13 protein-coding genes are annotated in these 12,396 nt (G+C 44.4%); 4 read left to right on the forward strand and 9 right to left on the reverse strand.

Annotation, left to right across the window (positions count from 1 at the left end; all coding sequences use genetic code 11):
* The first annotated feature begins 108 nt into the window (after positions 1-108).
* Positions 109-285: a ribosome modulation factor gene (gene rmf / locus CA267_RS18595; protein WP_075609400.1), complete on the forward strand. Its 177-nt coding sequence runs from the start codon at positions 109-111 to the stop codon at positions 283-285.
* A gap of 62 nt (positions 286-347) precedes the next feature.
* On the opposite strand, the gene fabA is transcribed toward rmf, so the two are convergent.
* Positions 348-866 (reverse strand): bifunctional 3-hydroxydecanoyl-ACP dehydratase/trans-2-decenoyl-ACP isomerase, encoded by a 519-nt coding sequence (gene fabA, locus CA267_RS18600; protein ID WP_075609399.1) that lies wholly within the window; start codon positions 864-866, stop codon positions 348-350.
* Between the two features lie 399 nt (positions 867-1,265).
* Between fabA and CA267_RS18605 the strand changes: the two genes are divergently transcribed.
* Positions 1,266-1,526, forward strand: coding sequence for a hypothetical protein (locus CA267_RS18605; RefSeq protein WP_075609398.1), 261 nt, complete (start codon positions 1,266-1,268; stop codon positions 1,524-1,526).
* Between the two features lie 92 nt (positions 1,527-1,618).
* Entirely contained in the window at positions 1,619-3,046 is a 1,428-nt protein-coding gene (locus CA267_RS18610; RefSeq protein ID WP_075609397.1) for a cryptochrome/photolyase family protein, read from the forward strand.
* Positions 3,047-3,077: 31 nt separating this feature from the next.
* On the opposite strand, the gene CA267_RS18615 is transcribed toward CA267_RS18610, so the two are convergent.
* From CA267_RS18615 to CA267_RS18630, 4 genes are all read right to left on the reverse strand, one after another.
* A complete protein-coding gene (locus CA267_RS18615) occupies positions 3,078-4,136 on the reverse strand; it encodes a tyrosine-type recombinase/integrase (RefSeq protein WP_075609396.1) in 1,059 nt (352 codons plus the stop codon).
* Positions 4,137-4,282: 146 nt separating this feature from the next.
* Positions 4,283-4,636: a Fis family transcriptional regulator gene (locus CA267_RS18620; protein WP_075609395.1), complete on the reverse strand. Its 354-nt coding sequence runs from the start codon at positions 4,634-4,636 to the stop codon at positions 4,283-4,285.
* A gap of 117 nt (positions 4,637-4,753) precedes the next feature.
* Positions 4,754-5,320, reverse strand: a complete 567-nt coding sequence (gene efpL, locus CA267_RS18625) for an elongation factor P-like protein EfpL (RefSeq protein ID WP_075609394.1) — start codon at positions 5,318-5,320, stop codon at positions 4,754-4,756.
* 235 nt (positions 5,321-5,555) lie between these two features.
* The gene (locus tag CA267_RS18630) at positions 5,556-6,383 is read right to left on the reverse strand and encodes a metallophosphoesterase family protein (RefSeq protein ID WP_075609393.1); all 828 of its coding nucleotides are present in this window, start codon (positions 6,381-6,383) and stop codon (positions 5,556-5,558) included.
* 150 nt (positions 6,384-6,533) lie between these two features.
* Between CA267_RS18630 and CA267_RS18635 the strand changes: the two genes are divergently transcribed.
* On the forward strand, positions 6,534-7,805 hold the full coding sequence (locus CA267_RS18635; protein ID WP_075609392.1) for an IS4 family transposase: 1,272 nt from the start codon (positions 6,534-6,536) through the stop codon (positions 7,803-7,805).
* A 54-nt stretch (positions 7,806-7,859) separates the two neighbouring features.
* Here the strand turns inward: CA267_RS18635 and CA267_RS18640 are convergent, their stop codons facing one another.
* From CA267_RS18640 to CA267_RS18655, 4 genes are all read right to left on the reverse strand, one after another.
* Positions 7,860-8,996 carry an MFS transporter gene (locus tag CA267_RS18640; protein ID WP_075609391.1) on the reverse strand — a complete coding sequence of 379 codons (1,137 nt, stop codon included), beginning with the start codon at positions 8,994-8,996 and terminating at the stop codon, positions 7,860-7,862.
* 482 nt (positions 8,997-9,478) lie between these two features.
* Positions 9,479-9,760 carry a hypothetical protein gene (locus CA267_RS18645; protein ID WP_075609390.1) on the reverse strand — a complete coding sequence of 94 codons (282 nt, stop codon included), beginning with the start codon at positions 9,758-9,760 and terminating at the stop codon, positions 9,479-9,481.
* Between the two features lie 275 nt (positions 9,761-10,035).
* Positions 10,036-11,204, reverse strand: a protein-coding gene (locus tag CA267_RS18650; protein ID WP_097349138.1) for an IS3 family transposase whose coding sequence is annotated in 2 segments (ribosomal slippage) — positions 10,036-10,952 and positions 10,952-11,204 — 1,170 coding nt in all. Because the reading frame shifts where the segments join, the coding sequence is not laid out codon by codon here.
* A 45-nt stretch (positions 11,205-11,249) separates the two neighbouring features.
* Entirely contained in the window at positions 11,250-11,774 is a 525-nt protein-coding gene (locus CA267_RS18655; RefSeq protein WP_139316243.1) for a hypothetical protein, read from the reverse strand.
* Positions 11,775-12,396: the final 622 nt, after the last annotated feature.

Consider the following 12,396-nt stretch of genomic DNA (forward strand, 5'->3'; position numbering starts at 1 on the left):
TATCTCATTAGTGTGCAAAATAACTTTTTGCCGGCACTAGCAAACACTAATTGAAGAGGGCCGCGCAAAGTTGTTAAAGCACATTAATCAATTTTAAGAGGCTCATCAATGAAAAGACAAAAAAGAGATAAACTCACACGCGCCCATGCAAAAGGGTATCACGCTGGAATAAGTGGTCGTGCAAAAGAAAATTGTCCATTTCAGGCATTTGATGCCAGATCCCAATGGTTAGGTGGATGGCGTGAAGCGGTAGAGGACCGAAGTCTCGGGTATTCCGTACGTTAACATCTCTTTCTTACACAAGCCCCTAACGGGGCTTTTTTTTTGAAAATGAGTAGGGGGTTTAACTAAAAATTAGAAGTATCTTGAAAAAGCCCTACTTTCAGATCTTTAGCCGTGTAGATCTGTCTTCCATCTACCTCGACAGAGCCATCTGCAAGCCCCATGTACAATTTGCGTTTAACTACGCGCTTCATTGTTAGTTTATAGGTTACTTTCTTTGCTGTCGGCAGAATTTGGCCGGTAAATTTAACTTCACCGACTCCCAGAGCTCGCCCTTTACCCGGACCGCCGCACCACCCAAGAAAAAATCCAACTAACTGCCACATTGCGTCCAGCCCCAGGCAGCCTGGCATTACCGGATCGCCCGGAAAATGGCATTTAAAGAACCATAGCTCAGGATTGATATCCAGTTCCGCGATAATCTCTCCCTTACCATGCGCTCCGCCATCTTCTGTAATGGAGATTATACGGTCCATCATAAGCATGTTGGGCGCTGGTAATTGACTGTTACCAGGACCAAACATTTCACCTCGACTACAGGCAAGAAGATCTTCACGATTAAAGCTGTGTTGTTTTTCGGACATGCTATCTCTTCACTTAATAGATTCAGCGGCCTAATTTAGCGAACACTTGTAAGCTAAACAACTCTGAACAGTGATTTATTTCCTCTTTTTTTACATCTAAACTAGGGTCTGCGGATCTTTGCTGTTCAATTATGCAGCGATAGCAGATTCTTTATGCAGGGCAGAGGCGTCGAGATATAGCGGGCCTACATGAACAGCTGATAACGTAGTAAGAAAGTGCCTGCAAGAGTTGCCAGAGGGTTTGTCATAAAGTTGTATTGCGCGTTACTCACTATTCGCTAAGCTGACTTTTTGATTGAGATGAGGCTTCACAGTTAGCGCCGCGATCAAACCGGTTTATTTAGAACAAAAGTCGGACAGCAATCAATAGGCCCTAATTCCCCTAATGGAGTAAGCACCATGGCTGATAAAAAGAAACAAAACCCTTCCGCAAACGCGGAAAAGCAACGACGATTTCGGGAAAGGCAGAAGCAAGCCGGCAAGAAGTTAGTCCGCGGGTACGTTACTCCAGAAGCAATGGAATGTTATGACGATATTAGAGAGAAGACCGGATGGAGTGACAGCGAAGTCTTATCCAATTCGCTACGCGTTATTTACGCGGCATATCGCTGCGGTCAAATTAAACTGCTCAATGAGTGGTTAAAAAATCACCGCCGTTAGCGCTAGCAAGGCAATCATAATCTTATGTGATCAAGTGTCGTACCTAACAGAGCTCGTACACAAACGTAGTAATTTATTCTGAGGGAAAATTTTTGACTGTTCCGATAAGTATAATGTGGTTCCGACAGGATTTACGCGTAAAAGATAATCCTGCACTTAACGCAGCATGTGATAAAGGTAAGCTAGTTCCCATTTATATCGAAGACACCACAGCGCCTGATGAACAACAGCCCGGTGGTGCTTCTAAATGGTGGCTGCACCATTCTCTGCAGAAATTAAATGACAGGTTAAATGGGCATCTGCAGATTTTTCTGGGCGATCCCTACGAGATAATTCCCAAACTTGCAAAGAATTTTCAAGCTCAGAGTGTTTATTGGAACCGGTGCTATGGACCGCATCAAATGCAGCGCGATAAAAAGATAAAATGCGCATTAAAAGCAAGTAGTATCGAGGTTAGGAGTTTTAACGGCAGCCTGTTATGGGAACCCATGGATATCAGAAAAGCTGATGGCGGCGCCTATAAAGTGTTTACGCCTTACTACCGAAAAGGCTGCCTTAACGCTGCTCCTCCACGTTTTCCTCAAGCCCCGCCCCCTCGAATTGATTATGCCGATGTGCCGTTAAAGAGATTACCACTAGACCAGTTAACGCTGATGCCAAACATCCGTTGGTATCATAAAATAGCTATTACCTGGCAACCGGGAGAGGAGGGCGCTGCAGAACGTCTCAGCGTGTTTTTAACAGAGACTGCAGACAATTATAAAGAGGAACGCAACATTCCGGCAGTACCTGGTACTTCCCGTTTATCGCCACATTTGCATTTTGGTGAAATCTCACCACATCAAATCTGGTACGCGGTTAAGGATGCATATGGTGATACCGAAAATAAGAATATCGATACCTTTTTAAGTGAGCTTGGTTGGCGAGAATTTAGCTATTACTTATTGTTTTACTTTCCTGATTTAGCGACGAAAAACTTTAACCCAAAGTTTGATACTTTTCCGTGGCGTAGCAGTAACATCGATCTACAAGCATGGCAGCAGGGAAAGACCGGAATTCCCATTGTCGACGCCGGTATTCGTGAGCTCTGGCAAACCGGCTATATGCATAACCGTATTCGCATGGTTGTGGCTTCATTTTTGGTTAAAAACCTGCTTATTGACTGGCGAGAGGGGGAAGCGTGGTTTCGGGACTGCCTGGTTGACGCCGATTTAGCGAGCAACAGTGCAAGTTGGCAATGGGTAGCTGGCTCAGGCGCCGATGCCGCCCCGTACTTTCGTATATTTAACCCTGTGTTGCAGGGAGAAAAATTCGATAAAGAAGGGGAATACGTTAGTCAATATTGCCCTGAATTAAAGCTCTTACCGAGAAAATATATTCACAAACCCTGGGAAGCACCTGAAGAGGTATTGCGCAAAGCAAACATAACGCTTGGGGCTGATTATCCTGATCCAATTGTTGACCTCAAAGCAAGTCGACAACGAGCGCTAGATGCTTTTGCAGAAATAAAAGGTAAGTGAACATGCATTTTCATTTAGCATGTTTAGCTGTTCATCTTCCTCGTTTCTTGGCCAAACGGGCCATACCACCTTTTCCTACAGCAGCCTGTTGACCGTAATGTCCTGGCATTTCAGGTGAACGCCATCCGCCAGCCAGTTGCATTTCGGGAAGGGTTGCGCCACTTTCTGCCAAGGACACGGCTCCGCCAACGCGACCAGAGTGTGGTGTAATATTTTCTTTAATATTCGCGCTAAGGGCAATCCGCTTCCATATTCGGTAAACGCTTGAATATTCCAGTACCGCTGATGATTTACCCGTGGCGGATTCATCATAAGGAAGTAGGGCATGTCCACGATTTGACAGCCTTCTGAATAAAATGCCGCTATTGATACGTCGAGGATCTTCCGGATTTCGCGGCACGGAATTAGCAGCGTCAAAATTCGATTCTTCTACATATTCATCAATCATAGCCAAGGTACTATTGGATATATAGCGATAAGAACCTTTACCTGATTGATCGGATTTTGAAGTTAATACAAGCACAGCATTATCGCGACGGTTAATGTGATCAAGCCGAACCCGAACAACTTCATCAGCACGCATTAGCGCATCGAACATTAAGTTAATCAGTGCCAAATCACGCATTTCCAACAGGCTGTCTGGAATAACACTTTCATTTATTTGTTCTAGTAAATCCAATGTGAGCGGTACCGCCTGGCGACTGCTGAGCTGATACTTTTCATTTTCTGCTAAAGACAGTCTGACAAAATCCTTCAGGTAAACAGATTGCGTAATGGGATTCGGAAGCTGCGCAATTCCTAAGAATTTACTCAATGCGCTTAGTCGACGTTTTATCGTCCGGTAAGCCAGCGGCGATTGGCAAAGCACTTCAACATAGCGCTTTATGCAATGAAGATTATTGTCCATAACTTCATTGAAGCCCGGTAAATTTTCCTGTTCACAAAAAATGGCAAACTCGTTGAAATCGGAAACGTAAGCGCGCTGGGTATTTTTTGGCAACTTGGTGAATATATCAGTGAAGTAAGCATTAACGGCTTTTTTATATGTGCTGACAAAACCCGAAGTAATAGAAATAGAATTTGTCGTCATGTCGCTTTTGGATACTAAAAGTCTTGGGGAATAACACCAGTATAAGTGTCTATTTTACCAAAGTCCATCACGCATGATAATTCCACTTATCTTGCGTGATGGGAATTTATCCGCTGAAACATGGCTGTTCCCACGTTAATCCAGTTTCAACTACTCCAACGCGACAGTCTCGTTTTCCAGTCGCCGTTATCTTGGCTCACACAGCGTTCTTCACTATCGAGACGAACATGACGCCGGATATCTTGTAAACGGATGCCAGCTTTAAGTAACTGGCCTTGAATTAGCTGACGGAGCTTTTTGTCTATGCCTTGGTCAGTAACAATTTGTATTTCGTTCTCTGAACTAAATACACACGTGACCATTAGGCTGCCAGGAAAATGGTTGTACCGCGCGGTGTGTGTAAGCCATTCAAAACCGATGTCCCATTGTTTGGCAGTTTCACATGCCTGAGTCAGCGCTTTGACGACATTGTTATCGAGCTTTTTAATTGTCTTATTCATTGCCTACAATCTAATAAGCACAGTAGCTTTATTTCCTGTGCTTACCGTTTAAATGCGTTTCTTTCAGAAGCGTTAACGCCAGCAGCTCTCTGTGGCTACGGCGATATATGGCTGGTGTTAAGCGCGGCTCTGGAATTTACGTTCTTCGGTGTTGATCCTGATCCATTCACCCGTGCTGATGTACTCAGGAACCTGCACAACCAGCCCTGTAGATAATTTCGCGGGCTTAGTCCTGGAAGTGGCTGATGCACCTTTTATAGACGGATCGGTTTCTACCACTTCCAATTCGACACTCACTGGTAAATCAAGTGCCACAGGCACCTCGTCAACAATGACCACTTGAATGGAATCGGTTTTCTCATTTATAAACAGCGCCTCATCAGCAATACTGTCTTTGTTGAGGTGGTAAGGCGTGAAATCTTCTTTATCAAGAAAGACAAAGTCATCACCGTCCATATAAGAAAACATCGCTGGCCGGCGCACCAGGTCCGCCATATCAAGCATGTCCGAATCTTTAAAAGTTTCGTCAAACTTAGCACCACTAACCACATCATACATACGCATGCGGTAGATACTGCCGCCGGCTCGCCCCTGTGGTACTGAACGCTCGATATCCCTCACGATACAGGTTTTACCGTCAAATACGATGGTGTTATTCTTCTTGATTTCACTTGCCTTTGGCATTTTCTGATCCTGTAATTATTGCCCAATGAGACCGGCATGGACTTAACGTAAGACGCCATTTTCCCTGATTTTACTTCAATGAGAAAGTCTATATATGAGCAAATATTGAAGTTCGATGGTTATTTTCATGCAGCCTATAATTGTAGTTTATCAGACTGCTTAATGATCTCGTCTTAACCCCCTTCCCCATTGTTGCGGCGAAGACTCACCTACCGCCAGAGCGAATGAGTATAACCTACAGATGAATTAAATCGACTTGTTCACTGGTTATTGCGCCATTTTCGATGGTAATTATACAGTAGTTCCCTGGAGTGGCTCGCTTAGGCTTTTGCTTAAACGAAGAGGGTTGATTGTCCAAATGTGATATATTGATGAAAGTACAATCGCGCCATTGCTTGAAACTGTATTTATGAAGGTGCCCGAACAGCGTCAATAACGGAGGCTCGGGAAAATAGTCTGTAATCTTGGTAAGCCTCTCGTGTGTGACAATGATTACCTTCCGCATATCTACTTGCTTTTCATCTACTAACAAGGCGGCTAATGCACGTTTATTTTCATGGTTTATCTCACCAATGAGCGTCTTCTTCGCATGTAGATAGTCGCGAAAGTCTTTTGAATCTTCCAGTTCTGTAAGCGCATCAACACCGCGTTTTTTCTCTTTAATTTTCCTCTTTATTTCCCTGTGTGCTGATAACGTAGCGCTGTAGTTGCTTTCCAGTTGCTTCTTTTTGTCTATATAAATTGGATTATGTCCCCAATGTGCGGGACATCCACTAAAACCTACCACATAATAGCCGCCGATTTCCTGAATATTCTGGTGTAAATGGATGCTGTTGTCCGAAAACTTAGTATTATAGGAAAGCTTACTGTCCCAGTTCCCATACACGTAACAGATGGGGAATGGCAACACCGACAATTTTTCAAAAAACGTCGGAGCAGTCTGATTACCTATATCCCCGGCAACTACTACACAATCAAACTTTTCACCTGAAACCTGAGAAATCAGTTTATCTACACAAGTAAGATTATTATGAATATCGGAAAATGCGAGAATACGTATCATTTAAACTGCCTTTTAAAAAGTCGGAGAAATAGCGAGCCGTGCTAGTGGATATACATAGGTAGGATCTTAAGGAAATTAGGACTTGAATGCATGTCTCAAATTTGATCAGATGTTTATCGCCAAACAAACGTCATAAACAAATTTGAGAACATGCGCGATAAGAATAACGAGCTAAACAAGATAACGGAAGTCCTGAACGAATTTAATATTAACGATATTGGTAAACGGTGTGGTTTTTGTCATCGGGAGCGTATCGTGAAGCCCTATGAATTAGTGATGGCACTGGTGACGGCCATGGGGGACAAGAACATTGACTGCATCAGTGATTTGCACCGCTATTTTACTGGATTGACGTACACCGATGTGCAGTACAAGCCGTTTCATAATCAACTGAGTAAGCCAGCATTTAAGCAGTTGATTCAGCGCATAGTGGGCGTTGCATTGCATAAATGGCAGCAGCATATCCTTGGTACAGACACTGACCTATCGGCGTTTAAGCAGGTCGTGCTGCAAGATGGCAGTTCGTTTGCCGTTCACAACGCGTTAAAGGAAGAATTTAAAGGCCGTTTTACCACCGTTAGTCCTGCGGCCGTCGAGGTTCATGTGAGCTGGGACATGTTACACAGTCAACCTGAACGGATAGCCGTCAGTGCAGACAGCGTGGCAGAGTATGATTTTTTACCGCCAGCCGAATCGTTAGTAGCCTGCTTATTTATGGCAGACCGAGGCTATTTCAAACTGTCGTATCTGGATAGTATCCATCAGGCGGGAGGGAGCTATCTGGTCAGGGCAAAAACGACCGCTAACCCTTTGGTTTTATTGGGTGTTACAGCGCAGGGTAAGCGCTTGAAACGATTCGACAATGTGAAGCTCAAGGACGTGAAACATCACATCCGACGAAGCCAAGTGGTCGATATGGACGTCGAGGGAAGTGTGTCATATCGCCTGATAGCGAGTTGGCCTACGGGTAAATCAGAGCCAACCTATTGGGCAACGAATTTGCCGCGTGAGAAATACCCGGCAAAAGCAGTCGTACAACTATACAGCTTACGTTGGCAGATAGAGTTACTGTTCAAAGAATGGAAATCCTACTGCAATTTACGCAAGTTCAATACCCGGAACGCGGGCTTGATGGAAGGGCTGATATGGGTCAGTTTGCTGGCACTGCTGGTGAAACGGCGAATTGGATTTAGTATTCAACGGTTGATGGGTGTCGATATATCGAGCTTCATGGTCGCGAAAAATACGCAGAGCTGGTTCTACCCATTAATGGAATCGATACTCCATGACGCTTACTCTGAATTAAAACAAACGTGGAATTGGACAGTAAATTATCTATCAAGGTATGCCAAACGGGCACATCCTGACAGAGACAGGAAAACCGGGCGCTTGAAGTATGGATTGGTCTCGGTTAACCCTTAATGTCCAACCTATGAGTGGATATATATAATTTTTATTGCTTAAACCCTTAATTTCTCACACTCTGATGTTTCTACTTACTGCTAATGACAGTATTAGCAGAGCCACTATCAGGTGAAGCGATAGCGGCAGGCTGAAAACATCTGCACTGAATCCCACCAAAGCTGGGCCTGCAAGTACACCCACGTATCCTAATGTAGAGACGGCTGTCACTGCCATGGCTTCAGGCATGACGTTCTGTTTTCCTGTAGCTGAAAACATTATCGGCACAGTATTAGCTATACCTAATCCTACAAGTGTGTAGCCAATCAATGCCATTTGCCATGCCTCAGAATGTAGAGTTGTTAAAAGACCGGCAATTGCAGTCAAAGTACCTACATTTATGACACGCCGAGGCCCCAATTTCAAAACAACGTAATCGCCGGTTAGCCGGCCAATTGTCGTGGCAACAGAGAAACACGCGACGCCTAACCCTGCCATCGCGTTAGAAACACCACGATATTCCGTGAGGAAAATTCCACTCCAGTCAAGTACAGTCCCTTCAGCAAGAAACAAGATGCAACATACTAAGCCGATAAGAACTACCACACTTTGCGGTAGGACCCAGACGGAACCGCTTTGCGTCTGGACTTTCTCCAACAGGCCGTGCCTGACAAAAACCAGGAATAAAAGGACCATTGCGGAAGTCGCTATACAGGCTGTCATGATGCTGATATTAAAGGCCAATTGCGTGGTGACGAAAAGTGCCCCTATCATGCCCCCAAGACTATAAAACCCATGAAAACCTGACATTAACGTTTGATCTTCCGCTTTTTCCACAGCCACTGCCTGTATATTCATAGTGCAATCTGTAATTCCAAGTAGCATACCAAACACCAGCAATACCAACGCTAATGTAAAAATAGTTCCAGCCACCGGAATTATCATGAACAACAGCGCAAATCCGGTTACCGATACCATCAACACAGAGCGACATCCGTAGCGGCTTGTGCCGATTCCAGCCAATGGCATGCCCACCATTGCCCCCAGTCCCAGGCACAGCAACAATCCGCCGATAATACTGTCACTGATCTGGAGTGCTTCTTTAATAAAGGGAATGATGGTGGCCCAGGCCGCTGTAACCATTCCTGCACTTAAAAACATCATTCTTGTTGCCAGCTTTCGCTTGCTGGCGTTCGCAGATACAATTGTCACTGTTCAATTTCCGTTTGATGGCGCTGTAACGTAGTTTGATAAGTATATACAGCTTCTTTAATGATGAATCTTCCGGAAGTTCCTCCGGGCCGATTTTTGCGCATTAAAAATCGTACGATTGTTAACGAAGAGCAAAATCGCTCTGATATAAAGACCTTTATTATCTTTAATAACTATGCCAGGTATTGCTGCTATAGCTGCTTTAGTTACTAATTTATATGTCATCGTAAAAGGCAAAGTAGAAGACTATCAATCCCAAGAAACGCGAGGCATTTAGGTCTTGAAGGTAAATATGGCGTTATCTGGTACTGATATGTTCGAATACCAGGTTTGCTTCTGAGGAATCGAAAGATCTTCTTTAGAAGATAACTCTAAGTGTTCACCAAAGCGCAATTCTCATGCTTGACAGGTACCCTTTAGTTTTCATAACACTCACTTCTTGTCGGACGTTTTAAGTAGGTATTACAACGTACATGTGAAGTTCAATCGCAATGCATTAGAGGCGTGGGTTCGCTATAGTCCCGTACTCTAAACTCAAACAACGCATCCTCTTTTACACTTGCATCCATCGCAAACATTGCCACTACCGGGCAAGTTTGTTGGTCGTTGCGTAATGTAACCTCTCCTTTGGAATCATCAGCTTGAGCCAACCCTAAACCAGGAACTTCTGGTGTGCGTTTGTCACCTTCCATATAGGTTTTCGTTAGTCGGATAGCATCATCTAAACAAATTAATTTGTTTTGAAAATTCGCTGGATCTTCCATGCGCAGCTGAAGGTCAAGTAGCTTAGACTTTTCTCCGTAAGGACCAAAAAGTAAAAAAGATGACGGATTCAGGCTTACCTTCTTAAATGTCGCGCGCTGGTTTTTATCCAGTTTTGTAAATAGTGCGGCTTGCTTGAGCTGACCAAGTTCAGAAACTACGCGACCAGAACAAAAATCTATTGATACACTAAAGCCTTCTGATATTTTTTCCTTAAACCGTTTCTCTCCTTTCTCCGCGATTGTTTGACGTGGTCAACCAAATTCACACAACCCAGTTAAGCAGCTTTTCCTAAGTTAGCCATTTCAGCCTCATATTGACTTGGACTTCTGTAATCCAGATATGAGTGCATTCTTTGACTGTTATAAAACATTGTGATGTATTGCAGGATATCCTGCTGAGCAGCGTGGCGGCTCTGGTAGTGGCGCCATTGCACACGCTCTTGCTTTAACGTGCCGAAAAAGCTTTCCACAACGGCATTATCCCAACAGTCACCTTTTCGACTCATGCTGCCTGTAACCTTGTACTGTGCCAGTAATTTCCTAAATTGACGGCTCGCGTATTGCGAACCACGATCCGAATGATGTATCAGGCCCGCTTTGGGTTTACGTTGCCATAGAGCCATTGTTAACGCATCAAACACAAGCTGAGCATTCATCCGCGAAGACATACTCCAGCCCACGACTTTTCGTGAGAACAGATCAATTACAACGGCCAGATACAGCCAGCCTTCTTGCGTCCAGATATAGGTAATGTCCGAGACATACGCCTGATCCGGTTTTTGCGCATCAAAGTCGCGTGACAGCACGTTCTCGAATACAGGTTGCTGATGGTCGCTGTTAGTCGTTACTTTGTATTTTCTGCGCCTTCTAACGCTAACACCGGCCTCCTTCATCAAGGTGCGCGTTCGTTGTTTTCCAACCGGATAACCCAGTGAATTCAGCGCTCGTTTCATACGCCTTACGCCATAGGTAAAGTCACTGGTATCTGCAATTTTCTGTACCCACTCAATTAGCTCATCATGCTGTGGATCTGGTTCAAGTTGTTCGTTACGTCGCATGGCGCTGTAGTAATTATGACGACTAACTTCCAGAACCTGGCACATCAGGCTAATCGGCCAGGTCTTCTTATGTTGGGTGATGAAACCGTATTTCACTTGGTTTCTTTGGCAAAGAAGACCGTCGCCTTTTTTAGGATCTCTTTCTCCATTTTCAGGCGCTTATTCTCTTCTCTGAGCCGACGGATTTCTTCCTGTTCCGGCGTCAACTTACCATTACCACGAAATGCATGGTCACCTTCTGACTCCTGCTCTTTAAGCCAACGCCCCAACATATTTGCGCTAATACCAAGGCTACGAGCTGCCTCAGTAATCTTGTAATTTTGTTCTGTAACCAGACTCACAGCATCTAGTTTGAATTCTTTTGAATAGCTTTTTCGGGTTTTCATATACACTCCAGTTGAGTTAATTATCTCTTAACTGGGTGTGTGAATCTATTGGAGCACGTCAGTTTCGTCTGCCAGAGTATCGGGAGATTGCCCTATTAGACTGGCCGCACCAGCCAATACAGCTCCCCACATTCCCTCTTTTTCAACATCTACATCACCAGACGCTTTAAAATTTACCTCGGGTGTTTCTGTCGGCTTTAACCACATCGCCAGGCGTTTCGCCTGTGGATCATATTTAGCCGCTACCCTGCCCTGCAAGCTTATATCCACTTGAAATTGAGCAAACTCGCTTACTTTAAATTCTGCGCCTAACTTTTCTTTTTCTCTATACAGCCAACGCCATCCCTCTATTCCTAGCAGTAAGGTTATTATGTCCTGTTGTTTCTCATTATATTCCACCTCACAGGAGTGAATCCAAAGGGTGCCACTGTAAGCGGTGGCACCGCCCGGAAGATCTCGCTTTAGACCCCGGTAGCGATTTTGTAAACGATCACATATTCGTTTTCCTGCAATGTCTACTAGCGCGGCAGATAAATGCTCTGACTCAGTTAACGCAGGCGCGCTCGACATACTAAGCCAAAGCAATAGTAGCATCGCGAAAGAATTCTTGATGCAAGTCCTCCTTATTTCATTTTTTGCAATTAGGGCGCGTTGATCTTTGCTGTGGGAATTTCGTTCAAAATAAACTTGGGTTGATCGCCCCGCGAACTATGTAGCGTAGTGAACTAAGCAAATAGTGAGCAACAAAGAGCAAGACAGGTTTATGAAGAACCCGCCGGGCAGCGCTTGCAGATACTTTCTACTGCGTTATCAACTGTTCATGTAGGCCCAACTACATTTCACAGTCTCTGCCTTGTATAAAGCACCTGTAATGGCTGCAAAAGTGAACAGCAAAGGTCAACGCGCCCTAGTGACAACGAACGTTCTTTCCGGGACAGTATGTTGCCCGGGCCATATTAACTGGTAGTGGTTGTACGTGCACTTTTATGTAAAAGGTCTATTCCGCCAGTTGATAAGGCGCTACATCTAATTCCAAAGCGGTAAATGAAGTAAACTATCACCGTCAAGATCCTCGCCTCATAAATTGTCTTGTCGATCGTAAGTGGTGGGTTAAAATTGACTACTTTAGCTTACAGGTTTGAGGAGCAAGCGCACTTTTAGTATTAGACATATCAATTATTAGACAGCGGTC

The sequence above is a fragment of the Alteromonas pelagimontana genome, from assembly GCF_002499975.2.
GTDB lineage: Bacteria > Pseudomonadota > Gammaproteobacteria > Enterobacterales > Alteromonadaceae > Alteromonas > Alteromonas pelagimontana.